At 40.8% G+C, this 25,526-nt stretch carries 28 protein-coding genes; 6 read left to right on the top strand and 22 right to left on the bottom strand.

The genetic code is table 11. The annotated features are described in order from the left end of the window. Positions 1 to 77: 77 nt before the first annotated feature. Positions 78 to 1,049, bottom strand: coding sequence for a cation diffusion facilitator family transporter (locus tag ACNQGS_RS18080; RefSeq protein ID WP_491488543.1), 972 nt, complete (start codon positions 1,047 to 1,049; stop codon positions 78 to 80). 122 nt (positions 1,050 to 1,171) lie between these two features. Between ACNQGS_RS18080 and ACNQGS_RS18075 the strand changes: the two genes are divergently transcribed. Then, positions 1,172 to 1,879, top strand: a complete 708-nt coding sequence (locus ACNQGS_RS18075) for a DNA alkylation repair protein (RefSeq protein ID WP_491488542.1) — start codon at positions 1,172 to 1,174, stop codon at positions 1,877 to 1,879. Between the two features lie 14 nt (positions 1,880 to 1,893). On the opposite strand, the gene ACNQGS_RS18070 is transcribed toward ACNQGS_RS18075, so the two are convergent. The 4 genes from ACNQGS_RS18070 to ACNQGS_RS18055 form a co-directional block, all read right to left on the bottom strand. Further along, the gene (locus ACNQGS_RS18070; protein ID WP_491488541.1) at positions 1,894 to 2,328 is read right to left on the bottom strand and encodes a GtrA family protein; all 435 of its coding nucleotides are present in this window, start codon (positions 2,326 to 2,328) and stop codon (positions 1,894 to 1,896) included. Between the two features lie 111 nt (positions 2,329 to 2,439). Beyond that, positions 2,440 to 2,673 (bottom strand): hypothetical protein, encoded by a 234-nt coding sequence (locus ACNQGS_RS18065; protein ID WP_491488540.1) that lies wholly within the window; start codon positions 2,671 to 2,673, stop codon positions 2,440 to 2,442. Between the two features lie 86 nt (positions 2,674 to 2,759). Next, complete coding sequence (locus tag ACNQGS_RS18060) at positions 2,760 to 3,761, bottom strand: AI-2E family transporter (protein WP_491488539.1); 1,002 nt, start codon at positions 3,759 to 3,761, stop codon at positions 2,760 to 2,762. 131 nt (positions 3,762 to 3,892) lie between these two features. Continuing rightward, positions 3,893 to 4,891 carry a polysaccharide deacetylase family protein gene (locus tag ACNQGS_RS18055; protein WP_491488538.1) on the bottom strand — a complete coding sequence of 333 codons (999 nt, stop codon included), beginning with the start codon at positions 4,889 to 4,891 and terminating at the stop codon, positions 3,893 to 3,895. Between the two features lie 301 nt (positions 4,892 to 5,192). Here ACNQGS_RS18055 and ACNQGS_RS18050 point away from each other — a divergent pair, with 301 nt between their 5' ends. After that, positions 5,193 to 5,414, top strand: coding sequence for a hypothetical protein (locus tag ACNQGS_RS18050; protein ID WP_491488537.1), 222 nt, complete (start codon positions 5,193 to 5,195; stop codon positions 5,412 to 5,414). Between the two features lie 71 nt (positions 5,415 to 5,485). Continuing rightward, complete coding sequence (locus ACNQGS_RS18045; RefSeq protein ID WP_491488536.1) at positions 5,486 to 6,115, top strand: DUF2085 domain-containing protein; 630 nt, start codon at positions 5,486 to 5,488, stop codon at positions 6,113 to 6,115. Here ACNQGS_RS18045 and ACNQGS_RS18040 read toward each other — a convergent pair whose 3' ends face one another. The 9 genes from ACNQGS_RS18040 to ACNQGS_RS18000 all read right to left on the bottom strand — a co-directional run bounded on the left by ACNQGS_RS18040 (position 6,116) and on the right by ACNQGS_RS18000 (position 12,847). Then, positions 6,116 to 6,454, bottom strand: coding sequence for a helix-turn-helix domain-containing protein (locus ACNQGS_RS18040; RefSeq protein ID WP_491488534.1), 339 nt, complete (start codon positions 6,452 to 6,454; stop codon positions 6,116 to 6,118). A 59-nt stretch (positions 6,455 to 6,513) separates the two neighbouring features. Then, positions 6,514 to 7,443: a type II secretion system F family protein gene (locus tag ACNQGS_RS18035; RefSeq protein ID WP_491488533.1), complete on the bottom strand. Its 930-nt coding sequence runs from the start codon at positions 7,441 to 7,443 to the stop codon at positions 6,514 to 6,516. A 5-nt stretch (positions 7,444 to 7,448) separates the two neighbouring features. Beyond that, a complete protein-coding gene (locus tag ACNQGS_RS18030; RefSeq protein WP_491488532.1) occupies positions 7,449 to 8,408 on the bottom strand; it encodes a type II secretion system F family protein in 960 nt (319 codons plus the stop codon). A 2-nt stretch (positions 8,409 to 8,410) separates the two neighbouring features. Further along, positions 8,411 to 9,754: a TadA family conjugal transfer-associated ATPase gene (locus ACNQGS_RS18025; RefSeq protein ID WP_491488531.1), complete on the bottom strand. Its 1,344-nt coding sequence runs from the start codon at positions 9,752 to 9,754 to the stop codon at positions 8,411 to 8,413. Between the two features lie 13 nt (positions 9,755 to 9,767). Beyond that, positions 9,768 to 10,949, bottom strand: a complete 1,182-nt coding sequence (locus ACNQGS_RS18020; protein ID WP_491488530.1) for a CpaE/TadZ family protein — start codon at positions 10,947 to 10,949, stop codon at positions 9,768 to 9,770. Beyond that, a complete protein-coding gene (gene cpaB / locus ACNQGS_RS18015; protein WP_491488529.1) occupies positions 10,946 to 11,569 on the bottom strand; it encodes a Flp pilus assembly protein CpaB in 624 nt (207 codons plus the stop codon). The genes ACNQGS_RS18020 and cpaB overlap by 4 nt, the downstream gene beginning before the upstream one ends. A gap of 151 nt (positions 11,570 to 11,720) precedes the next feature. Continuing rightward, positions 11,721 to 12,083, bottom strand: coding sequence for a TadE/TadG family type IV pilus assembly protein (locus tag ACNQGS_RS18010; RefSeq protein WP_464491460.1), 363 nt, complete (start codon positions 12,081 to 12,083; stop codon positions 11,721 to 11,723). Beyond that, entirely contained in the window at positions 12,083 to 12,589 is a 507-nt protein-coding gene (locus ACNQGS_RS18005) for an A24 family peptidase (protein ID WP_491488528.1), read from the bottom strand. Before ACNQGS_RS18005 ends, ACNQGS_RS18010 begins: the two co-directional genes overlap by 1 nt. Before the next feature lie 84 nt (positions 12,590 to 12,673). After that, entirely contained in the window at positions 12,674 to 12,847 is a 174-nt protein-coding gene (locus tag ACNQGS_RS18000) for a Flp family type IVb pilin (RefSeq protein ID WP_491488527.1), read from the bottom strand. A gap of 233 nt (positions 12,848 to 13,080) precedes the next feature. On the opposite strand from ACNQGS_RS18000, the gene ACNQGS_RS17995 reads away from it, so the two are divergent. From ACNQGS_RS17995 to ACNQGS_RS17985, 3 genes are all read left to right on the top strand, one after another. After that, complete coding sequence (locus ACNQGS_RS17995; protein WP_491488526.1) at positions 13,081 to 13,419, top strand: DUF192 domain-containing protein; 339 nt, start codon at positions 13,081 to 13,083, stop codon at positions 13,417 to 13,419. Between the two features lie 91 nt (positions 13,420 to 13,510). After that, positions 13,511 to 14,440 carry a pilus assembly protein TadG-related protein gene (locus ACNQGS_RS17990; RefSeq protein WP_491488525.1) on the top strand — a complete coding sequence of 310 codons (930 nt, stop codon included), beginning with the start codon at positions 13,511 to 13,513 and terminating at the stop codon, positions 14,438 to 14,440. A gap of 371 nt (positions 14,441 to 14,811) precedes the next feature. Beyond that, positions 14,812 to 15,501: a spore coat protein gene (locus tag ACNQGS_RS17985; RefSeq protein WP_491488524.1), complete on the top strand. Its 690-nt coding sequence runs from the start codon at positions 14,812 to 14,814 to the stop codon at positions 15,499 to 15,501. A 63-nt stretch (positions 15,502 to 15,564) separates the two neighbouring features. Here the strand turns inward: ACNQGS_RS17985 and ACNQGS_RS17980 are convergent, their stop codons facing one another. The 8 genes from ACNQGS_RS17980 to ACNQGS_RS17945 form a co-directional block, all read right to left on the bottom strand. Further along, positions 15,565 to 16,746 (bottom strand): M20 family metallopeptidase, encoded by a 1,182-nt coding sequence (locus ACNQGS_RS17980; RefSeq protein ID WP_491488523.1) that lies wholly within the window; start codon positions 16,744 to 16,746, stop codon positions 15,565 to 15,567. Positions 16,747 to 16,767: 21 nt separating this feature from the next. Then, positions 16,768 to 17,829, bottom strand: coding sequence for an alpha/beta fold hydrolase (locus tag ACNQGS_RS17975; RefSeq protein WP_491488522.1), 1,062 nt, complete (start codon positions 17,827 to 17,829; stop codon positions 16,768 to 16,770). Positions 17,830 to 17,900: 71 nt separating this feature from the next. Beyond that, entirely contained in the window at positions 17,901 to 19,208 is a 1,308-nt protein-coding gene (locus tag ACNQGS_RS17970) for an MFS transporter (protein ID WP_491488521.1), read from the bottom strand. 36 nt (positions 19,209 to 19,244) lie between these two features. After that, positions 19,245 to 20,831, bottom strand: a complete 1,587-nt coding sequence (locus ACNQGS_RS17965) for a class I adenylate-forming enzyme family protein (RefSeq protein ID WP_491488520.1) — start codon at positions 20,829 to 20,831, stop codon at positions 19,245 to 19,247. 14 nt (positions 20,832 to 20,845) lie between these two features. After that, positions 20,846 to 21,610 carry an SDR family NAD(P)-dependent oxidoreductase gene (locus tag ACNQGS_RS17960; protein WP_491488519.1) on the bottom strand — a complete coding sequence of 255 codons (765 nt, stop codon included), beginning with the start codon at positions 21,608 to 21,610 and terminating at the stop codon, positions 20,846 to 20,848. Positions 21,611 to 21,846: 236 nt separating this feature from the next. Beyond that, positions 21,847 to 23,265, bottom strand: a complete 1,419-nt coding sequence (locus tag ACNQGS_RS17955; RefSeq protein ID WP_491488518.1) for a sigma-54 interaction domain-containing protein — start codon at positions 23,263 to 23,265, stop codon at positions 21,847 to 21,849. A gap of 124 nt (positions 23,266 to 23,389) precedes the next feature. Then, on the bottom strand, positions 23,390 to 23,947 hold the full coding sequence (locus tag ACNQGS_RS17950; RefSeq protein ID WP_491488517.1) for a class D sortase: 558 nt from the start codon (positions 23,945 to 23,947) through the stop codon (positions 23,390 to 23,392). A gap of 75 nt (positions 23,948 to 24,022) precedes the next feature. Continuing rightward, positions 24,023 to 25,435 carry a hypothetical protein gene (locus ACNQGS_RS17945; protein ID WP_491488516.1) on the bottom strand — a complete coding sequence of 471 codons (1,413 nt, stop codon included), beginning with the start codon at positions 25,433 to 25,435 and terminating at the stop codon, positions 24,023 to 24,025. Positions 25,436 to 25,526 lie beyond the last annotated feature (91 nt).

Genomic DNA, 25,526 nt, shown 5'->3' with positions numbered 1-25,526 from the left:
CTTGTGCATCAATAAGATGCACCTAAAAAACACCAAATTTTCATTATAAAGAACAAACCGTCAGGAAAATGGACCTGCTACACAGTTGGCCGGGGTTTGTTTTCCCAATGCATAACTTCGTCTTCTTCATCAATTTCAATCTTGACATCGACTACGCCGTTTTCAGCCAATATTTTTTCCGCTAAGCGGTCTCTAATATCATCCGCCTCCGCAACTGTTAGCTGTGGGTCGACTTCGATCTCCAATTCAACATGAAGGTCTTCCCCTTCCTTGATGACGGTAATTCCCTGAATATCCTTGACATCTGGATTTGCAATAACAAGCGAGCCAATTTTGTTCTCCATTTCTTCGTCGGCTTGGCCAATTACCCCTGCTGCATTGTCCAAAAAGACCCTGCCGACCACAAAAAACATCATGGCTCCAATCAAAATGGAAGCTAATCCCTCGAGCCAATGGATGTTGGAAAAATGGGCAATAACTACTGCGATAATGGCCAGCAAACCACCCATGGTTGCAACAAGGTCCTCCATAAATACAAGCTTCGTCGCCGGCTTGGCTCTACCCAGATTGGCAAAGCTCTTAGCAAATACGCCAGGACCGCTTGCTTCCAGGCCAATTTCATGGAGGACCTCTTTCATCGCTTTAAAAAGAACAAAAGTCTCAAGGATGGTCGCCACCCCTAAAACGATAATATTGATGATAAAACCGCCAGACACAGTTGGATGAACCATGTGGTGATATCCTTCTTTAATCGTTTCAAACGCCATAATCCCGACAATCAACACTGCACCTAGCAAAACTAGATTGACAAGGCGGCCAAATCCGTTTGGAAATTTTTCCGTCGGGGCTTTTTTACTTAAAGCCGAACCGATAAACACAAAAAACTGGTTTGCAGCGTCCCCTAAACTATGCATGGTTTCCGCAAACATCGCTACATTTCCGGTAAACATATAAGCTACGCCTTTGATAATAGCAATAACGGTATTCACAATAGCCGCCAGCATTGCCGATTTATTTCCACGCTTTAATAACTTAAATAGTTCTCCCATCCGTATCCCCTTTTCTCTTAAAATTGGCTAATCTTAATATTTTCTAAAAAGGTTTAATGAATGCGATAACAGAAAAATTTCCATAATGATGATAAAATAAGAGAAAAGCCGGAGGGCAGGAAATGAAATTAGATGAGATTATGCAGACTCTCGAGGAGCTCGGTTCGGAACAAACGAAGAAGATATTTATCAATCATGGGGCACGCGGGCCTTTACTTGGAGTAAAAGTCGGCGATTTAAAAAAACTCGTCAAAAATGTAAAAAAGGATCAAGACTTGGCGCTGGCTTTATACGAAACCGGGAATAGTGATGCAATGTACCTGGCCGGTCTTTCAATCAACCCAAAATTAATAACCAAAGAATCTCTCCAGCGTTGGGTTCAAAAAGCCGATTGGTATATGCTCGCCGAATACACGGTTGCCGGAGTTGCTGCTGAAAGCCTGTTTGTGCTGGAACTGGCTCGGGAATGGATGAAATCGGATGAGGAAATGATTGCTGTTGCTGGGTGGAGTACCTATTCAAACTATCTCTCCATAACTCCTGACGAATTGCTCGATCTTGTGGAGATTCGGAGCCTACTAGATCAGGTCCAGTCTACAATCCATCAGGAGAAAAACCGTGTTCGCTATGTGATGAATGGGTTTGTTATTAGTGTCGGTGCCTATGTGACGGAACTTCACGAAGAAGCCAAACTTGTGGCAGAGAAAATTGGTAAGGTCCACGTTGATGTCGGAAAAACAGCTTGTAAGGTACCATTAGCAACAGATTATATTAAAAAAATTGCAGAACGAGATAAAATTGGCGTTAAGAGGAAAACGTGTATTTGCTAATTTGAAAGGATCCCCTATGTAATAACATTGGGGTCCGTTTTACTTTTTTCTGCACCTTTAAAAACAAAATGCTTCTGACCTAAATAATTCATAATAGTATAAATACCAGTCCCTAGTAAAACAGCTAAATCCTTTGCAAACTCCTTCGGAAACAAAGTCAATTTATCTAAAAACCAATTAGCCAGTTTCAATCCTAAAGAGTAAGAAACAAAATAACAAATACCAATCACAATGACAAACCGAACTAAGCTGCCGCCAATCGCTGCCTCGTTTTTAAAGGTGAAATTTCTGTTTAATATAAAACTGATCCCTGCCCCGACGATATTGCCTAGTAGGGTAGACCACCAGTAGGATAAACGTAACCCGTTAAGCAGCATGTACATTGTGGTTAAACCTACAATCGTATTGATGACCCCGACTATTAAAAAACGAATAAAGGAGTGCTTCATTTATGAACCTCCGTAATATACTGTTCAATTGTTTATAAAGTGTCCTTGAACACCCCACCTTAAACAACGAAAACCTCCCAAGTTTAATACACGGGAGGCTACAACTTCATTTTATAAATTTCTCAACACCATATTCAAACGGTTTATCCGTTCACTCTTTTCTTCCTCGGATACTAAATCATATTTTTTCAATAAATGAAACACTTCATTCAAAATGTCCTGGGTGTGTTCTTTTTCGAAAAACTGCTTAAACAACGGCTTCATGTCATCCGGTAAAAAGGCCAACTGTGATTCGTACTTCTTTTTCACATCATCATGTGTATGATCCAATTTGCATTCACTCATAAGCTTCCCTCCCATGTCTAATTAACATTAGAATACCATTTTTCTGGCCAATCAAAAAAGCCCCTGGGTGAAGGGCTTTTCGAAAATTAAGGTTTCTTAGTTTCGGTAACTTCCAAAACATCAAGGAGGAAGACAAATACAGGAATCCCGATAATTAACCCCCAAACCCCGAAGAAGTGCTCAGAAAAAATCAATACAATGAAGGTATAGAAAACAGGCAAATTCGTTTTCGAGCTCATTAAATTCGGGTTCAAAATATAGGCCTCAATGCCATGGATGATGGCGATGGCAATCCCGACATAAAGGACCTTCATCAGGCCTCCGATACTATAGGCGATGATGGTCAGCGGAATCAAAGAAATAATTACCCCTGCTACAGGAATCAAGCCCAGCAGGAAAATCATAATCGACAAGCCGCCTAGCTGCGGGAAGTCCAGCAGCCAAAGTGAAATCGTTGTTAAAATACAGTTTACAACCGCAATAATTAATTGCGCTTCGATTACTTTACCAAACGTCCGGACAAACTTCTGCGCAAAGAATTCAATTTCAACATAAATCGAGGCAACCTTACTCGTCTTAAATTTCCCAGTAAATTCAATCAACCTTGGTTTTTCTAACAGGAAAAATAAACTTAAAAGAAGCGCCAGCAAAACCTGCAGACTTATTTTGCTAATGTCTGTAAAGTACTTTAAAAGGTATGTGACTCCCTGTTCCAAATAACTGGAGATTTTCACTTCATTCATTTGGCTGACAATATAATTCAGGACCACATTATCATGCTTCGATGTATAAAAAGCCGTCAGCTGTTTAATGAGTGCGGTGATTTCTCCCGCAATCATCGGCAGGTACATAACCAGCCCATAGGTAAGCAAACCGACAATGGTAGCATACGAAATGACCACCAGCAGCTTTCTATTTAGCGGGATTTTGTCTTCAATAAATTGAACGAGCCGATCCATTAAAAACGCAAAAATGAAGGTCAGCAATATTAAATTAATAATTGATTTCATCGCATATAAAGCCAATGCAATCACAATAAAGATTAAGATTCTTTTGAAGCCTCTGGTTTGGTAAAGTTTATTCATCATCTGTAATTATCAAACCCCATTATGTTTACTATAACGTTCACTAAAATTGTGAAATTTACAAATTTATTATATCAAATTTGTTTACATTTTTTCGAATTTAAATATTGGATTAAATGTGAACACATACTTTTTTAAAATTGAACAGGTGGTATCGTGCTGTCAATCGCCTTACTTTCATAGCCCTGCTGGGTTAAATAATCGAGCAGTTGCGGCAAATGGGCGAGCGTTTCTTTTTTCTCATGAAGAAGAATCACAAGAGGCCCATTATGGCCTGCCTTTGCATTGAGTTGGGCAATAACATTGTCGATGTACCGCGCGTCTTTATAATACCAGTCTTTACTGTCAATATTCCAATCCCACATGAAATAGCCGTTATCCTTAACAACCTGTTTATATTGAGGGGTCATATAAGGCGAGCTTCCGTATGGTGTTCTTGCCAAAAAAGAATCCACTCCTGTAATTTCCCTTAATGTATTCCGATTCTGGGTTAATTCGCCTAAAACAGAATCTGCCGAAGCATAGAAAACTTCTTTCCGGTGTGAGACACTATGCAGTCCCACTGCTTCCCCAGTCTGCACCATTAATTTCGCTGCATCAGGATATTTGCGGATATTACCATCAATCATAAAAAAAGTGCCTTTAAAATGGTGTTGTTCTAAGAGTGCAATGATGTCGCCCGATATGGCAGAGGGCCCATCGTCAAATGTTAAATAAATTGTTCTTTTGCCATTTGGCTGAGCAGGCGGTTGGGCTGCTGCCGGTTGTGACTGATTCGTGTTGGATTCTGGTTTAGTTTCAGGAGCTGGTGTATTGGCTGGTGATTGGACCGAAGCCGTCTCAGATGGTGGGTTTTCTTGGCCATTTTTCGCCTCTTGTTCATTTCTTGACGCCATGGCTTTTTCCGTTTGTTTTCGGATCATTTCTTTTTCCTGCTGATAATCAAGGGCCCCTTTTCCCTTCATCGCAGCATTTGCCTTTTTTATAGACTCGTTGTTTTCATGATTAGCAGATTCTCCTGCCGCATTCGCCTGAAAATAGTTTACGGCAAACATTCCAATGGCCAGCAGCCCAATCATGGTAAGAAGGAATACAGCCCCCCTCACCTGTCTTCTCCTCTTCAGTTTCCCCATCGTTCATCCCTCTTTGAAGGTATTTATTTTTCATCCACCATTATAGACGATTTTCCCTACGCGTTGTTACAAATCTATTAAAAATATTACAATTATATTAAGATAACTGGCAGATTAATAGATATTTAGACAAGTAGTTACAAAATCCTTCCTCCTCATTGTAACCCAAAAACACTGCAAACGGGTGGAAAATTAATCAGAAATTTCCAAATGGTACAGGCAAATTCCATTTTTCCATGACATACATATCAGTGTGTGAGGATTTTCCCGTCGCAAGTTTTCGACATTTGGAGGTGATCTCGTGTCGGGTGGATTAAAAGCACTGCTTTATATCTTATCGTTTTTTATACCCGTTGTTGGAATTATATTAGGGATTATCTGGATGAATGACCAAGACATGGAGAAAAAGGCTATTGGGAAAACTTGTTTGATCTTAGGAATTGTTTCTATTGTGTTAAGCTGCATCTGCTGGTTCGCGTTGTCGGCGTTGTCACTGTCTCCGGCGTTTATGACTGGGTATTAGGATAGGATGGATTCTAAAATAAAGAACCCAACTTTATGAGGTTGGGTTCTTTTGACGAAGGAGTGATGTGTATGCTGCATGAGATACTGCATTTTTTCGGCGGGGCGATCTGCCACCAAATCAAGGAACGCTCACTCCATGCCTCCGGGATGGACCTGTCAGTCTGCGCCCGAGACACGGGGATTTACATTGGTATTTTTTCTTCGCTCATCTACTTACATTTAGTGAAACGAAAAAACAGCATCACCATTCCGTCAATAAAAATAAGCTTTTTTCTTCTTTTATTTATGCTCCCTTTAATAATGGACGGTGTAGGCTCGTATGCGCACTTGTTTGAAAGTACGAATGCACGTAGACTAGTGACCGGGATATGCTTTGGATTGGTACTCCCCTACTTTCTTTATCCGTTACTTTCGACAAAAGCGCTTGATCCTGCTAGCCTGCCTATCATAAATCAACGGAAGGATGTACTTATTCCCCTGTTTCTAAGTGGTGGTCTTGGAGGGTTCGTCTATTGGGGAAGACTTCCATACTATCTGCTTGATGGCTTCATCATTTTGATGATTGTCATATGGTTTAGCTTATGTGCCTCATTCCTATTCTCACGGCTTCGTGTAATACCGCTAAAATGGGCAATATCTATATTGAGCAGTTTTGCGTTTCTTTCTATTCTTTCCCTATTGCATCAATTGGTCATTTAATTACTCTTCTGCATTTATCGCAGCAATCAATGTCTTTATTTGTTTTAATTTCTGAGGACTCAATTGGTCCTCAGACAATTCGATTTCAACCTTTAACACACTCTTAACTGATTTTTTTCTATTATTCGCTAGGTTACTATCTTCTTTATTCTTCACTAAGTGTTCAACATCAACCTCTAAAGCTTTTGAAATTTTTTCTAATATTTCTAAACTAGGGTTGGATTGAATATCACGCTCGATTAAGCTTAAATAGGACTTCGAAATACCTGTTAGTTGACCAAGCTTTGTAATTGAGTACCCTTTTATTTTCCGGAGCCTCTGAAGTTTTTTTCCATCCATCGTACCTCTCCCTTTTGTTAACACCTTCCAATACAATAATATCCTAGACTCTCTTACTCTTAACCTCCAAATCCCTTAGTAATCAATGTAATAACCAAAGGACCTAAAATCACGATAAAAAGTGAAGGGAAGATGAAAAATACCATTGGAAACAGCATTTTTACCGGTGCCTTCATTGCTTGCTCACGGGCCGCCTCACGCCGCTGCTCACGGACCCTTATCGTTAAGTTCCCTAACACCTTAGCCATACCTATTCCAAGCTGGTCAGCTTGAATAAGCGAAGTAATCAAACTTTGAAAGGAGTGAGATGGAACTCGCCTCCTTAGCTCGTAAAATGCTTCCCTTCTTGATTTGCCGAGTTTCATATCTTCGAGCGTAAGCAGGAATTCATCTGCTAACGGACCTTTGATATTATGAGAAACCTCTTTTAAAGCTAAATCGAGCCCCATCCCTGCTTCAAGCAGCAGATTAACAGTATCAAAGAAATCCGGCATTGCTTTGTTAATCGACTTGATTCTTTCTGTTTTCTTTTTTCCAAGATAAAAAATGGGCAGCCGGAACCCTAATAATGCTACAACAGTAACCATGACCCAGGCTAAAGTTTTATTCTCAGCTATCGGCATAAAAAACATGAAAACAACAAGCCCCATTACAGCACTAAGGAGAATCTGGAATAGCCTGAAATCGATAGCTGACTTAAATGGATATCCCGCATCTCTTAGTAAGGAATCAAGCCTTCTTCTTTCCTCTTTCGAAACCTTTTTGTTCAAAACATCGGTTCCTTTTTCCCAATATTGACTAAAGAAATGTTTAACATCTTTCTCTTGTTTTTGCGGGATTCGCTCATCACTTTTTATTGCCACGCCGCCAAAATACGTATTAACACGCTCATTAAAGGCAATTTTCCTTTTATAGATCGTTAATAATATGGCAGCAAACAAAGTCGTAACAAACCCGGTTATCAAAAAAACTAATAACAATTCTCCCATCTTCATTACACCTCAATTTGGATGATTCTCCTGATAAAAACCCAGCCAATGATATTTCCGGCTGCCCCAACAAATATCATCATCCAGCCCAGTGGGTGCTGCAGCATTGGCGCAAAATATTCCCAGTTTACCAAAGATAAATAGGCAGCAAGTGCTACTGGGAGAAGAGTAATAATCCACGATGACATCCTTCCCTGTGCTGTCAACGTCCGGAGCTCCTCTAAAATCCTGACCCTGCCCCTAATCGTTTCTTCCATGGTTTCCAGAAGTTCGGCCAAATTCCCCCCGCTTCTCCTTTGTGCGAGGATGGCCCTGACAACGACCTCCAATTCATTATTAGGCAAGCGCTCCACCATTTCTTCGAAAATATCCTCCATCGGCATACCCAACCCTGCCTGGCGGAATGCCCGGTCAAATTCCGGACCAAGCGGATCTGTGACTTCCTTGCCGACTAGCTGCATGGCCTGCATGAAGCTAAAGCCTGCCCGCATGGAGTTTGCCATCATCCCCAATACCTCAATTAACTGATAATTAATTTGTGCTAACCGCTTCTTTCTTTTTTGCTTCATGAAGGTTTTGGGAACGATAAATCCAATAACAAAAGCCACAATCCACAGGTACCAGGGAAGCCCTATTAGGAACACCAAGATGATGAGTCCAGCTGCGGCAAGAAATCTAAGCGCCAAAAACTCTTCCGGTTTAAAGCTGCTTCCCGCTTCATACAATAATTTTTCTGTATCTCTACTAACCTTAATATTTTTGAAAATAGCAGCAAAAGAGGAAAAGAATTTCTTAAAAATGAAAGGCTGTTTCTCTTCTTCGCTCTCTTCCGTTGTTTGTGAAGAGTGCAAAAAGGTTTTCATACGGTTATCCAGCCTTTTTTTCGCAGAAAAGCTTCTCAAAAATAAATAAAATCCAATGGTTACGCCAATACAGATTAGAATCAGTTGGAGCGCTGTATCCATTTCTACCAACCTCCATAAAACCATGTTGCTGGCAGTTTATAACCATTCATTTCAAGCTGTTCGGTAAACCTCGGGCGGATACCGGTACTGACAAAGTCTCCCAAGATACGGCCATCTTCGGAATAGCCCTGTTCCTTAAACACAAAAAGATCCTGAAGAACAATGGTGTCCCCTTCCAAGTTTAAGACTTCGGTAATATGAGTGATTTTTCTTGTTCCATCCTTCATTCTGGCTTGATGAACAATTAAATCAATCGCATTCGCAATTTGTTCCCGGATGGCCTTAACTGGCAGTTCATAACCTGCCATTAATACCATCGTCTCAATCCGGGATAGGATATCGCGCGGTGAGTTGGCGTGTCCCGTGCTGAGTCCACCATCATGTCCCGTGTTCATAGCCTGAAGCATATCCAAAGCTTCAGCACCACGAACTTCTCCTACTACAATTCGGTCCGGCCGCATCCTTAGGGCGTTCCTTACCAAATCCCTGATGGTGATTTCCCCTTTTCCTTCAATATTCGGCGGCCTTGATTCTAATCCCACAATATGCTCCTGATTAAGTTTCAACTCAGCCGCATCCTCGATGGTAACAATCCGCTCTTTATTTGGAATGAAGGAGGATAACACATTTAATGTAGACGTTTTCCCCGAACCGGTACCTCCACTGATAAAGACATTAAGTCTGGATTTTACGCATATTTCAAGAAACTCTGCCATCGTTTGATCAAGAGTACCAAATCCAATCAAATCCGTTATCGTAAAGGGGGTTTCAGAGAATTTACGAATCGTTAAACTTGGCCCCTTTAATGCCAGCGGCGGAATGATTGCATTAACACGAGAACCATCAGGAAGGCGGGCATCTACCATAGGGGAACTTTCATCGATACGGCGTCCAATTGGTGAGACAATTTTTTCAATAACCCGCATCACATGCTGATTATCCACAAAATGAACATGGCTCTTTGAGATTTTCCCCTCCTGCTCGAAATAAACCTCATCAAAATGATTAACCATTACCTCAGAAATTAATGGATTTTGCAAAAGTGAAGTAATGGGACCATAGGCGAGAAGCTCATTTGTCACATAATCAATGATTTCCTGTTTTTCTTCAAAGGTAAGCCTGGTGCCTTCCTGTTCAAAGAACGCATCTGCCAATTCCACGATTTTACGTTTTTCCTTTTCCTTATCTTGCCCTGGGTATTTCTTCAATTCCTCCAGCAGATGATTATGAAGATTGGTTTCAATCTCCCAAAATTCCTGTGACTTTTTTGCCTCAGTTAAAACGGGAACATCCATTTTGGGGGCACTACCCTGGGCCTCTTCTAAATATCGTTTAAATAATGACACTTACATCACCGCCTCACTTTCCTAGTTGATACCATTTTTTCTCTTTCCTTTTCCCGTTAACTACCACCGGCTTTTGGAAATTAGAGTTTTCGGCCATTTGCCATACAGCCTTACCAAGCTGACTCCGTGAACTCGATAACATGAATGGCTGACCCGCCTTAATGGAGGAAGCTGCGACATTAGTCTGCTCCGGAAGAGTATGATAAACCTTAGATTCTAAAATTTCTTCAATTCGATTAAGCTCAAGCCCCTGACCCTTAACATAACGATTCAATACCAGCTTTACTTTTTCCTTGAGTTGAATAGCTTCCAAGGTTTCCAGGTAAAGCTTCGTTAACCTTAAAACAGATAAATCGTTTCCTGTCATCAGCAAAATTTCGTCCGCCATATTAAGGCTGCGCAAATGAATATCGGATAGATAGGCAGGCAAATCGATTAGGATAATATCAAATAGTTCCCTTGCCTCCTCGATTGCCGCTTTCATATGTAATTCTGTAATCCCTTCAAAAAATTCAGGGCGTGTTGGTGCGGCAAGAACTGAGATGTCCCCATCCACAAGAGTCATGTATTGACGTAAGGAATAATGGTCTTGCCCATACCCTTCCTTGACCCATTCGTAAATGGTTCGCTTAGGCTTCACATTATAGAAGATAGAGATTTCACCAAATTGGAAGTTGCCATCAATCACCGCAACCTTTTTTCCCAATCTGGCATAAGCAACTGCCAGATTTACGGTTAGAACCGTTCTGCCAATGCCTCCCTTAGGACCAGAAACAGCAATGACTCTTCCGATGTCCTTTCTGAGACTGGCAACACTAGGCTCCATTTTTGCCCGATGCTGCATAAATTTCTTGGCATGGGCAACTGTTTCAGCAAGGTCCTCGATTCTGTAATTTGTTCGAAGGGTATCCGAAGCTCCCACTTGCATTGCCTTTTTTAAGTTTTCCATTTCCTCAGGTACCATAAGGATGATGTAAATATGAGGGTAAAGTACTGAAATCTCTTGAGATAACTCATAGACGTCATATTGTGATTGGACATTAATAAATAAGACCGTTATTTGACTTTCTAATGCTTGCCGTAATTTTTCGATCTGATTAACGAAGGTCAGAGTGTATTCCTGTTTTTCTAAAAATGTACTGACGCCTTCCGGAAAAGTGTAAGAGTCTGAAAAATAAACCCAATTTATGTTCATTTCTTACCAGAATCCCCCTCTTTAATGACTTCCCTTGTCTGCTTAAAGCCAGCTTTTCCTGTTTCTGAATCTTTTGTATTGCGAAGCATTAAATAGAAACCATCCTTATCTTTCGCAGCTAGACTAAGCATGACCCCTTCCTCTGGCTTCACTTCCAGCGTAACCGTTTCATAGTTAAGGGCGGCTTCCTTGTTATCCGCTGATTTACCGGACGTAAGGACTTTCACATTTTCAAGGACAAGCACTGCGGATTTATACTCTTTTCCAGTTGCATCGTCTTTGGTAGATTCATAGGCAATGACATCGACCATTGAATTTGGCGCTATATACCCAGAAACGCCTTCTTCCTTTTCAGCTCTTATTGAAATGGCCCTTTTCCCCTCGCTGACATCTACCATTGGGTTAACGAACTGCCTCTCTAGCGCTTTTTCTTTTTCAGCTTGTTTCTCTTTTTCAATTTCTTTCTTGGACTTTTCACCTGCGACGTCCTTCAGTTTCTCGGTGATTGGTGCACTTGCTGGGGTTGACCCGTTACCTTTTGAAAATACTGTAAAATAAACAACACCCGCGACAGCTATTCCGAAGATTAATGATATTAGCCAGATTTTTTTTGTGTTCATTGTGAACCTCCCTAACTCCCTTATGACCTGAATTTCCATTAATATAATTACTCACACTTTATCTATCTTTAAAGCTGTGGAAAAAATAATAGTTATGAAAATCTAACTATTACAATCTTTCACTGCTTGCTTCTTGCAAATTTAACTTTTCTTATTCCACTCTCATTACCGTTTTATCTTTTAGTTCGACTTCCCCAATTACACTACTGATTATTGGTGTTAGAAATGTAATTGGGTAGGTAATAGCAATTGTTACATCGTTGGAAGTTGGTACTCCTTTAGTTACTTTCACATTTCCTGTTGTTAAGCTAATTCCTACAGCATTATCAACAGCGACTTGTTCAATATTTCCACCGCCAATACTTGCTGCTCGAGCTGCTTCCCGCCCGGCATGATCGATTGTAAGATACGCGTGTAGAATTCTTCCAAAATCAACAATTCCAAATAGTAGTAACAGTAATACAGGTAAGACTAAGGCAAATTCAACTAGTGATTGGCCTTTTTCTGATTTCATTAAAATCCACCCCAGACCAGTGCGCATAGTGTACCAAGGACAATTGCTACTCCGTAAGGAAATGAAACACTTCCCTTTTTATCTTGCGATATAATGATCTCCCCAAGATTGCTTCTTAAAAATACTAAATTAAAAAGAAAAGACTTAAGCAGGGGTATAAAGCCTTTATTTTTTATAATTAATAAAAGACCAATTACTCCGCCAATCAGTGCTGTATAAATAAACGAATAAAATACGAATTCCGTACCCATTAAGGCCCCAATTGCTGCCATAAGCTTTACATCCCCGGCACCCATTCCACCTAAAATAAATGGAATTAATAGTAAGCTTAATCCTACTAGGAATCCTTTGCCGCTAAATAATAATCCATTAAACCCAGATGTAACTATGGAATTAGCAAAACTGAAAATAATAGTTGGTATAGTTACAATATTTAATATTTTTCGTGATTTAATATCTGTAACTAAACAAATTATTAGGCTAATACATAAAATAATAATTTGCATTTTTACAAATCCACCTCCCTATAGCTTCAGCCCTGCTTCGGATTTGTGATGCAGGGCTGAACAAAAACCGCTATTAAAAATTTCTTAATTTATTGCATTTTGTAATTTGGTTTTAATATCATAAAATACATCGTCAATTCCAGCTTTTAGTGCAAGTACAGCTGCAATAACAACAGCTGCAACCAATCCAATAATCAATCCATACTCTGACAATGTCTGTCCTTCTTCTTCTTTCCACAACTTTTTAATCACGTTCATTCTTTTCTCCTCCTATTATCCTTTTTAAAATTAATTGTTCTATATTTAGAACCTAAATTAAATATATAATGAACAACAAATTTTGAAAACTCTCATTTTTGTTCGTTTTAGCGGTATTTCCTATGTTTTTTTATCATTCTCTTAAAATATCTAAATATTTCTCACTTTTTTGTTCTTTAAAGGAAACAAACTGTTCATTATAATAAATACATATAATTGAAAGGGGCATTTTTATGGAAAGAGATATTGTTCACATTCCTTATCAGATAAAATTAGCGGATTCAATTGCAAAAAGAGTTATTGGGTTAATGTTTCGAAAGGAACCTATTGTTAATGAAGGACTTTGGATCATACCTTGCAATGCAGTGCATATGTTTTTTGTAAGATTTCCAATTGATGTCGTATTTCTTAGCAAACAAAATAAAGTCGTAAAAGTATATGAAAACTTAATGCCGTGGAAAATAACAAAACCTGAAAAAGATGCCCATTCAACGTTAGAGCTTCCTGCAGGATCTATTAAAAAATTAGGAATAAAAAACGGAAGTATAATAGATTGTTCCAAAACCACTTAAACCTAAATGAAATTAATCTATGAATTCTCTATACAATAATACAGTTTCATATTATTATTCTTTATAAAGAACGAAAAAGGAGGGGAATCTATTGTTTAAAAAAATCATGATAGAGGAAAAGGGACAATCTTTGGTTCTAGTTGCTTTAATGTTAACTGCCTTAATTGGAATTGCAGGATTTGCCATTGACGGGGGAAGGTTGTATCTTGCTAAATCTGAACTGCAAAAGGCTGTCGATGCCGGGGCATTGGCTGGTGCAGATGCTTTAATAGATGATTATTTGGTACCCAAAAAGGAATTTGAACCTAGTAACGACACTAAGATAAAAGCGGTCGCAACTGTTGTTGCTAATAATAACCTTACTGCCTCCTATGAACCAACTGCCGATTATGTTGAAGGTCGAAAAGAAAACTATTATCAAATGAGAGGTACAGTTACAGTTGATTTCGCTTTAATGAAAGTATTAGGATATTCCAATTCTGAGGTAAAGGCATACTCAAAAGTGAAAATTATTACACCTGCTTACTCCGATGTAATTCCTATTGGAATTAAATATACTCCTGACCAACCCGGAAATATTTATGATTTAACTTACCCACCAGGAGATGGAGAGACAGGAAACTATGGTTTATTAAATTTTGATATAATAGAAGCACCTGGCACTCTCAATGTAAAATGTAACAGCGGTGGCAGCCCGACAGTTGCGTCTTACATTAGAGATGGTGCTCCTGAACCTTTATCAGTTAATATGATTATTTGTACAGAAACTGGCGATCCGATAGATAGTAACCCCATCTTAACTGAATTAAACAAAAGAGACTATGTTATCGTACCAATTGTTAGTGGAAGCGGTACAGGTACCAGCACTAGATCGGTGATTGGATTTGCAGCTTTTGAACTAGAACATGTGGATGATAAGGCAAAGCCAAAACCACAATCTGTGAGAGGGAAATTCATAAGAATTATAACACCTAAAGAAATGTCAGATAACGCAAAATATACTACAAAAATAGTTATGTAACATTTTATAGGACTGAATCCTCCAAAATGGATGAGGTCCTTTTTTATTTGAGTGTTATGCATCATTTGGTTTTATCAAAAAATACAACCAGAACGTCGATGTTCATGTGTATCACGAAGCAAAGGATTGCAATTCAAATTAATCTGTCAGCTGAATAATACTTATACTAAGCTAATTTTGCTTCGGGATACCTTACAATATTTTCAAAAAACTAGCCCTTTGTAACACAGTTTATTTTAGCTGTTGATGCGCAAACAGTCCCCATGCCTCAATGGAAAGTTTTTATAAATTTCAATAGAGAATAACAATCCCTCCATTAACCAAAATAATGAGTGGCTGTGTCCAATTTTTTTGAGGAGGAGATTCGATTGATGATTCAGAATCAGCAGGGGCAAATGCACCAAAATATGCATACAGGGGCTGTGCCGCAACAGTTGAACCATGGCGGCCATGAAATGTTTGATGTACATGAAGTGTTGAATGGGTCAATTGGTACTTTGAATCAGTATCTGATGCTGCGTCCGCATGTAAAGGACCCAGAGCTACTGGATATTTTAGACCGCCAATATCAGTTCATTCAAGATGAATATAATATTACATTGCAGTGCTTCCAATCCGGGCAGGACCCGTCTAAGCCGACGCAAAGCTATAAAATGAAGCAGGGAAATGACTTTGTCTATGGGTTAACTCCGACCCAGCCGAAGAAGCCAATGCAGAACATGACGGAAATCTCCGATGAGTTTATTTCCGGCTGTATGCTGACAGCGTGCAAATCCGGTGCTACACACAAGACTATGGCTGCGTGTGAAACGACAAATCCGGTTGTCCGCCGCGTGCTTGCGGACTCTGTGCCAAACTGCATTGAAATGGCTTATGAGCTTTCCATTTATCAAAATAAAAACCATTACTACCAGGTACCGCAGCTAGCCCAGCAGGATATGACGCAAATCGTTAATTCCTTTGCACCTGCTCAAGGGATGCCGCAAACTCAAAACATGAATATGAACATGAATCCTAATATGAATATGGGCATGAACAACAACATGAATTTGAAGCATTAAACATAAAAACTGGAGACTGTCTTAAAGGGGGTTCAGACCCTAATAAGACAGCCTCCAGCTCTTTTATTTCTCCCCTAAATACTCAATGGCCAGTGCCATAAAATAACGTATGGATTCAATGAACTTGTCAATTTCCACATATTCATCCGGCTGATGGGCAAGTTTTGGGTGCCCCGGGCCAAAGATGAATGTTGGAATCTGCAAATGAGGCTGATAAACAGAAGCATCTGTATAATAATTAACACCGGTTGGATTCAAGTCCAAGTTCAACTCTTTCTTACCAGTTCGGACCGCCAATTGGACAAATTCATCGGATTCCTTTGTACTAACCGATTCCATTCTATTAATTATTTTAATCTGATAAGACGCCTTTGATTTTTCAGTGATTCCCTTTAGCATATCTTCAATATCTTTTAAAATCCGGTCAATATCCTGTCCCGGAACTGTTCGAATATCCAGCGTTACACTGCATTGGTCAGGCACTACATTTGTCTTGACGCCACCTTCAATGGTGCCAATATTTAAGGTTGGATGCCCCAGGATTGGATGTGGTATATAAGAAAACTCATACTTAAGAAGCGCGTTAATTAAGTCGTTCATTGCCAAAATGGCGTTAACACCCTGATCCGGCATGGAACCGTGGGCAGTTTTTCCATTCGTAGTAATCTCCAGCCACAAGCAGCCTTTATGGGCATTATAAATTTCGTTTTCGCTTGGCTCCGAGATGACCATGGCAGTGGCCTTGTCAATCTGGCCCTTTTGAACAACCGTCTTGGCACCGTAGCCGTCGACCTCTTCTCCTGCAGTTCCAACAAACTGCAGCTTACCCTTAAGTTTCACACCTGCACGAGATAAATACTCCATCGCCAGAATCATTGCAGCAACTCCAGCTTTCATGTCAGTAGTGCCGCGGCCATACATTTTGTCGCCGACGATTTCCCCGGAAAAAGGACCATGCTGCCACTCCACTTTACCGGTTGGGACGGTGTCAAAATGACCGCTGTAAACTAAATACCTCTCGTCAGTTTTTCTGTCTGGATAAGTAACAAACAAGTTGGCCCGGTTATTGCCTAGGTCATCCAGCTCCACTTGAAGCTTGGATGAAGCTAAAAACGTTTCAATAGCCTCAGCGACCCTTTTTTCATTGCCGTCAGGATTAACACTGTTAACTTGGATAAGAGATTGCAAAAATTGGACCGATTCTTCTACATTTACCATCTCATATATCGAATGCAGCATCTGCATTTGCTTCCCCACCTTGCTATTTTATTTGGTTGAACGTTCACTGAGCCAGTCATCCAAAATTCCAGCAAATTTACCGGACATTGCTAAGTTCACATGGCCGCCTTCTATACGTAAAAACGTTTTATCTTCACTTGAAACTAAATCCATAATGGGCTTACTTTGCTCTTCTGGAATCAGGTTGTCGCTTTTCATGCTGACAGCCAAAAGGTTTGACTTAATATTTTTTAAATCCGCTTTTTTGCCGTGAATGGTAAACTCACCTTTAACCAGCTTATTTCCTTTAAACAAGTCTTCATTTAACTGTTTAAACGCTCCGCCGGTTAACGGGACGTGCCCCTTTGTCCATGTGTTCATACGATGCCATTTTTCCGTAAACCTTTGATCATGCGCCCGTGATAAAAGGAGCGTGTAAGGGGTGTTGTAGACCGGTGAAGTGATCGACCTGAACATGGCCTCAACGTAAACAGGAGGAACTAATCCATACACTTCGATAAAGCGATCGAGATCCATGTTCCCTTCAAGCATTGCTTCCGCCCAATTTTCAGGCAAGGAGGCCGCCACACTAAAATCAATTGGAACAGCAGCCGTCACAAGGTTTTTGATTGGTTCTTCCGCTATGGAGGCATACATCGCTGCCAGCGTACCGCCCAGACAATATCCGACCACCGATATTTCCTCCGCACCGGCATGCCTTAATGCCCGCTGAACCGCTTTTTTGATATAGCTGGCTACATAATCCTCAATTGAAATATTTTTATCTTCGTACCCGGCGACGCCCCAGTCTAATAAATAGACATCATACCCCCTGTTTACCAGGCCCTCGAGAACACTTGAGCCTGGAGCAAAGTCGAGAATCGTTGGCTGATTGAATAGCGAATAGACAATAAAAATAGGAACATCATATTTTTTTGTTGTTGCTGCCGGATAGTGCCATAAGGTGGCTTTATTCTTTTTCCAAACTAATTGTCTGGACGTATGACCGAATCGGAAATCACCACTGTTAAGAGTTTTGAAAAATCTTTCCCAGCGCTTCTGTTCTTTTTCAAGAATAGATGACTCATTATTTGCTGTATTTGTTGGCACGATTTGTCCCCCTTGCTTCAAATAGCGGGAACGAAGATGCTTAGAAAGATTCGTTCCCTATTTTCTAAAAATTAAATTACTGATTTTTCATTTTTTACTACCGCAAGCTGATGAATCTGCTTCTCTTTCAAAATAATCGCACACACAGCCGCTAACGCTGCAGTCAACGCGAAGAATATGAAAACACCGCTAAAATCCTGTGAGCCATTTGCGCCAACCTTTACTAAATAGCCGGCAACAAGCGGCGATACAAATGAACCCAATTGACCGATACCGTTAGCAAGACCAGTTGCACTTCCGACGATCTCCTTTGGATAGCGCTTTGGCAAGTAAGCATAGATGGAGCCGAAGTTTAAGTTAACAAAGAAACCAGTAAGTAAAAGGAGCGTAAGCAACATGCCGGTATTACCTTTTTCAACGGCACCAAGCATCCATAGGACAGGAATACAGCCGATATAAGCAATCAAGGCAACAGGCTTCATACGATGTAGAACTTTATCCATCAGCCAGCCGCCTAGCATCATTGCGAAGAAGGCCACAATGTAAGGAGCAGATGCGAAAAAGCCCATTTCTTTAATATTTAATCCATGCTGGGTAACCAAGAAAGACGTCAGCCAAGTGGATGAACCCCAATAGACAGCCAGCTGGCAAAATAAGCACAATGTATATACATAAAAATTGCTATCCTTTAAGAAAACTCCGTATTGCTTTCTTTTCTCTTCTTTTGTAAGAGTGGCAGAAACCGCTCCATCTTCAATATCTTCGTCCTTGCTCAATCTTCCTTTTTCAATCATTTCTTTTGGAGAATCCGCTACAAAACGCCATAATAAGAAAATTCCAAGTGCACCCGGGATAGCTAGAACATAGAAGACCGGACGCCAGTCACCTGCGAAAAAGTAAACCGAAATGCTGGTAACGATAACCGGAACAATCGCCGGTGCAACAGCCCAAGAGGTGGCAAAAAACGATACGGCTCTTCCTCTTTCCTTGAACGGGAACCAGTTATTGATGGCGCGGATTGCTGGTGCAAAATGATGGCCTTCCCCTAGTCCCAAACCGATACGAAGCGCTAAGAACTGGGCAAAGTTTTTCACCACGCCTGTCACAGCCGTAACTGCGGTGAACACGGTAATTGCAATATACATAACCTTTTTGGCACCAATTTTATCAGCGAGAAAACCGGCGCTGATTTGGGCGGCAGCGTAGGCAAAGAAAAACACGGAAGCAAGCTGGCCAACCTCAACCGGTGTCAGATTTAAATCCTTCTGGATAAACGGAAGGAAGGTGAGAACGGCCATTCTATCAAAATAGTTAATAATGTAGACTAACCAAAGAATGACAAGAACGACATAACGATATTTCCAAGCTTTTTTTGCCATGGTGGACAATGGAATCAAATCCTTTCGAATGTAAAATTAGCTTTGCAGGTTCTTCAATGCATTTTTTAAAACCTTCCCCGCAGGGTTGCGAGGCAGCTCGGAAACAAATTCTACTAGTTTCGGAATCTTGTAATTTGCCAATCTTTCAGCTACAAAATCTCTTATTTCCTGCGGGTCAATAACCGCCTGGTCTTTCGGTACAATGACCGCTTTGACCACTTCTCCAAAAATGGCATCAGGAACGCCGACTACGGCTGCTTCGTGCACCTTTGGGTGATTATAAAGGACATTTTCGACCTCGATGGAAAATATTTTTTCACCACCGCGGTTAATCAAATCCTTTTTCCGGTCGACTATATAAACAAAGCCGTCCTCATCCATTTTGGCCAGGTCGCCGGAGCGCCAAAATCCATTATCAAATGAGGTTTGATTGGCTGTTTCATTGTCCCAATATCCCTCTACAACCATCGGCCCCTTAATTAATAGTTCCCCGACTTCTCCCGGTGGGCATGGCTCATCGTTATCATTTACAACCTTTAACTCGCCAACTGGTACCGGCAAGCCGACCGATTGAAATTTCGCTTCGTTATATGACTGTGGCATAAGCGTTGCAGGAGAAGAGGTTTCCGTTGCGCCATAGGCATTTTGCAAATAGGCGTTTGGAAAGTACTTTTTCAATTTATAAATGGTTTCTGTCGACATCGGCGCGCCGCCGTACGCGATACAGTTTACATTTGTGTAGCTGTATAATGAGAAATCCTGATGGGACGTCATCATGACATAAATGGTCGGTACATTAAATAAGAATGTTACCTTTTCTTCGGCTGCCAGGCGGATGAATTCCTCCGTCTTAAATCTCCTTATGATGACGGACGTTCCGCCCACTCGTACCATATGAAAAAGCTGGCCAATCAGTCCGGTCACATGAAAAAGCGGAACCGCAATCAGCGTTTTTGCATTGTGCGTTGTTTTAAATACTGTTTCATAATTGATGGAACTGTGAATGGCACCTAAATGGCTTCCCACTGCTCCCTTTGGCAACCCGGTAGTTCCAGAAGTATACATAATAAATAGTGGGTCATCCTCTGAAACAGGAACCTCGGAGACAGATGCAGGCTGCTCAAGGATTTCAAAAGGTAAATAGTCTTTTCGTTTAGGAGTTTTATTTCCGATTAAAAAGAAATTTTGAATCGTATCGATTGAACTGCTGTCTCTCATGCTTTCAACTGTTTCCAAGAATTCATCGTCAACAAACAATAGCTTGCTGCCTGATTGCTCCAGCATATAGGAAAGCTCGTTTTCTTTTAAACGGGTATTTAATGGTACAAAAATAGCCCCCAATTTGGCGCAGGCAAACACCAGCAAACTAAATTCAATACTGTTCCCCAACAAAAGAGCAATTCTGTCGCCTTTTTTTACACATAAGGAACTTTGTAAATTGCCGGCAATTTCTAGTGCTTTATCGTGCGTTTCTTTGTAGGTCAAGCGTACTCCGTTCATGACCAGCGCTTCGTGTTCAGGGTACTTTCCGGCGGCTTCCTCCAACATCGCAAAAAGATTCTGCGGCCGGTTCTTGAATACTTTTAATTCACGATTAAAATGGGTTTCTTTTTTGATATTCATGTAGTAGACCTCCTTTAACGTGCCGTCCAACCGCCGTCGACATGGAGCACTTGACCTGTTACATATTTTGATGTATCAGATGCCAAGAACACGACTGGACCAACGAGGTCTGATATTTCCCCAAATCTTTTGATCATCGTAGAGTTGACGATCTTTTCGACCCGCTCAGGATCAGAAAGCCAATCCTGCGTCATCGGCGTCATAATATAGCCAGGGCCAATCGCGTTGACAGTAATGTTATTTGGTGCCAATTCCTCAGCCCAGATTTTTGTTAATTGATTAATGCCGCCTTTACTGGCAGCATAGGAAGTTTGAAACGACATTCCCACTGTTCCAAAAATGGAGGAGATGTTAATGATTTTCCCGTAGTTTTGTTTGATCATCTGCTTGGCACAAGCCTGCCCGACCAGAAAAATCCCTTTTAAATTGACCCCCAAAACTCGGTCCCAATCGCTTTCTTCCACTTCGACCAACGGCTTGCGGATATTCATGCCGGCATTGTTGACCAGGATATCAAGCGAGCCAAAGCGCTCGACTATTTTCTGGACAAGCTTTTCTACCTGCTCCTTTTTTGTCACATCAGCTTGAATATAAGCGGCATTCATGCCCTCTTCCTTTAATTGTCGTACGGCCGTTTCTCCTTCATCGGCCCCCCGGCTGGTAATGACAAGAGTTGCCCCATAACGACCCAAAGCTTGTGCCATACCTAAGCCAATTCCTTTACTTCCTCCGGTTACAAGGGCCACTTTTCCACTAAGCTCAAAAGTTGGAAAATCCATCAATTTTCATCACCTTCCGTCAAATTTATTTTTTTAATGACAATCCATATTTTTATATTGCAATTATCGTGCCAATTTTTGAATAAATAGAAAATATTTAATATTTAGATATTAATCGACAAATTTTTATAAAATTTTTGTCAAACCTTGTTGAAAAGAACAGAAAAAAGCCGACAAATAAACGTCGGCTCTTAAATATGGGTATTAGGTTTTGATTCCTTTTTTCATCAAAGATTTTATATACCTAACTTTTGCATCTTTTTTACTAGCGCAGACTGACTAATTCCTAATTCCATCGCAGCACGCCTGGTTGTCCTGGATTCCTCCATTTGTTCTTTTATGACCTTCCGCTCCACATTGGCCAAAATTTCCTTTAACTTCCCCTTTTCTGTTGTTGTTTTTTCCAAACCTCTGAGTAAATTTGGCGGCAAATCTTTAATGTGGATTTCGTCATGGTCAGAGGTAATTACCAGTCTTTCAACCAGGTTTTCCAATTCTCTTATATTTCCGGGCCAATGGTATTTTTCAAAGAAATTCAGAATTTCAGGGTGAAATCGCTTATTCGACTTGCTTTTTTTATTCGTTTTATTTAAAAAATAGAACGCCAGAGGCACAATGTCTGCTTTCCTTTCACGCAATGGCGGAATACGGATAGGAACGATGTTTAATCGGTAATAAAGGTCCCTTCGGAAATCATTCTTATCCACCATTTCCTCCAAATTCATATGTGTCGCCGAGATGACCCGAACATCAATTTTGATGCTTTTTCGTCCGCCGATCCGCATGATTTCAAACTCCTGCAGCACCCTTAATAATTTCACCTGGAGATCAATTGGCATATCACCTATCTCATCTAAAAAGATGGTGCCCCCGTTTGCCAGCTCAAATAATCCTGGTTTTCCATTGCTGTCCGCTCCGGTAAACGCCCCTTTTTCATAGCCAAATAATTCAGATTCAAGCAGGTGTTTCGGAATGGCACCGCAATTAACTTTAATTAGTGGCTTATCGGCCCGGTCGCTTTCGTTGTGGAGATAATTGACAATGACTTCTTTTCCTACCCCGGACTCCCCTAAAATAAGCACACCCGAGTCAACCTTTGCCACTTTTCTTGCTAGATGGTAAACCCTCATGATTTCCTGGCTTTGTGCCACAATTCCATCAACATGCATCTGGATTAATTCTCGTTTTTTGAAATCTTCAATTTCACTTAAATATTTTTCTGTTAATTTTCTAGATTGATAGAGTGCGCTTTTCATTTGATTTAAATCTGATATATCCCTAACATTCGTGACAACAAACGCTATGTCACCGCCCGAATCAAAAATCGGACTCCCGGTTACCAGCAGTTCCTTGCCTCTTACTGTTTGAATGATTGTGACCGGTCTTTTTTCTTCTAACACTTTTAATGTGACCGACTCAGAGACAATCCCTTCTTTCACCACAGTCTCCATACTTTTTCCAAGCAGTTCGTGACTCTTCACACCGGTAATTTTGGAGTAAGCCCGGTTTACCATCACGCCGACACCGTTTTTATCCGCAACATAGACTCCATCGTAGCTTCCATGAAAAATCGACACCAAAATAGTTTCGATATCCGACTTTTCCACTCCATTCATCCGCATGGCTTCTGATATAAAGAAGTTCTCATTTTCCACTGGCGCTCACCCCCAACGATTGTTGATGAAAATTCGAATCAACTTTTCTGTATGATTCCTTTTGTAATCAAATATTCTCCGAATATTTGAAAATTCCTCCTTTTGAGTATAAAAAAATCCGGTTTTAATCAACCGGATACGCATAAATGATATATCGTTTCGGCGCTTTGCCGACAAAATGGAACGGGTAGCAGGTGGAAAGGACTAACTCCTCCTTGCCCGCCTTTCTAATGATGGTCCGATCATTTTTATCGACAATTTTCGAAGAAGCCATTTTGTATTTAAAAGTACCATAAGAGAATTCAAGGATAAAAACATCGCCTGGTTTCAGTTCGCCAAACTTTCGGAATACCGTGTCTCTGTGCCCAGCTAATAGAATTTGCTCGCCTTGGCCAGGGAACGCTGTTGCACGATGGTGACCGACTCCTTTTTCTAAGGAATCTTCATCCGACCCTTCGTAGATGGCCAGGTCATCATCCAGCTTAGGAATTTTAAGTATTCCGATGACGTCGTCTTCTTTCGGATGGAAGTTTTTGATATCCTTCAGACTTTTATCATTCAAGATACTTTTCGCTTTGGCCAATCCGATATTTTGATTTTGGTATACTTGATAGACTTTAAAAACAGTGAAAGCCATCATGAGGAGACCAACGGCTACCAGAATATCTCCGACTTTTTTCATGATTTTCTCCTCGCGTTATGGACTATAAATGAGACTGTTCCAAAAAGTCCTTTTTTGAAACAGCCTCAGTAAGGTTTAAACAAGACCTCTCATCTTATGGAATTTGATTGCTGCCCCGGCAATGAAGAGTACAAGACCAATCAATCCAATGTTCCATATATTTGTGGAGGTGTTCGGAAGCAACCCCCCAAGCCATCCGGAAGAAGAGGATGCACCCGTACTTTTTGAATCGGCACCAGTTGCGCCGCCAGAACCAGATCCGCCGTTACTGCTGCTGCCATTGCTACCACCATTGTTTCCGCTGCTGTTGCCAGGATTGGTGTTTTCATTGTTAGAGCCCTTTCCGTTATTCGGAACATTGACATCAGCCCTTGCTCCTTTATCTTCAAGCAAGTCTACTTTTATGGCATTTTTGTCGTAAGCTGTTGAATAAAATGTGTAAACCTTGTCAGAAGATGCAGGAAGGCTGTCCAAATTGATTTCCAGGCTGAACTTTGAAGCTGACTGTAGAGCGAGACTAATCTGGCCGCTATACGTTAACATAATAGTGTTGGTATCCGTATTGATTTTTATGGCGCTGTCAGCAAAAGCACCGCTGTTCATGGCACTTGGCCCAGGTGAACCGAGAATCGGCACACTGTACGTTGCTTTAATTGCCTTTTTAAAGTCCTTGCTGGCCATTAAAGATTTAAATTCCTCAGGCATTTCAAAATATATATATGTTTTACTAAGTAAGGTAACAGCTATAGTTGGTACGCCTGAGTACTCAAGGAACAGCTTATATTTACCTGAGCTTTGTTCTTGCAGTCTTGCACCTAAGGCTTCATTTGTCATGATATTTGCATTTAACAACCCTGAAGAGTCCTTCTGGTCCCCGGCCCCGGCCCCTGCCCCCGGAATGGCATCCTTAATTGTCTCCCCGACATTGGCGGGATTTTGTAGGATATCAGTTACCGTTTTTGTTGTGTTATTTACGGTATCTGTTACTGTTTCAACTGTTTTTGTGATTGGGTCAGTCCCAGGAACGGTGGTCTGATTTGTTCCTTGTTGATTACCTGTCAAACCTCCTAGTAATGGGTCTGTAATAGTGCCTACGGTAGTTGCAGGATCGCTTAGTTTATCTGGCAATGTGGTTGGATTCGTTAGGATTTCTCCAGCCTGTTGGACAGTTGCGTCTACTGTGCCGGTTACACCACCGACAACTCCGCCAACTGTGCTGCCAACGGCCGTTCCCACGTCTGTAAGGGTGCTTGTCGTTCCGTTGAGAAGGTTCGTTCCTCCTGTTGTTAATTGGGTCTGTGATGTAAGTGTTTGTGTAGTAGAGTTAAGAGTTGAACTAAGTGTTGTGATTGGGTCTGAAGATAACAAAGATGCGGATGCTGTGATTGGAGTTAATGACATATATGCGGCACTTATCAGCGCAACGGTACCTGCAAATAGTTTAGATTTTCGACGAAATCTGCTTTTTAATCTCTCTCTCTTTTCCATTTTCTTACTATCCTCCATCGCAATATTTTTCATAAGTATAAAATTACTCATAGGCCGATTCAACCAAAATCTCATAATTTTTGGTAAATTC

The sequence above is a fragment of the Neobacillus sp. PVCKKU3 genome, assembly GCF_058323225.1.
This window is presented reverse-complemented; position numbering and strand designations above follow the sequence as displayed.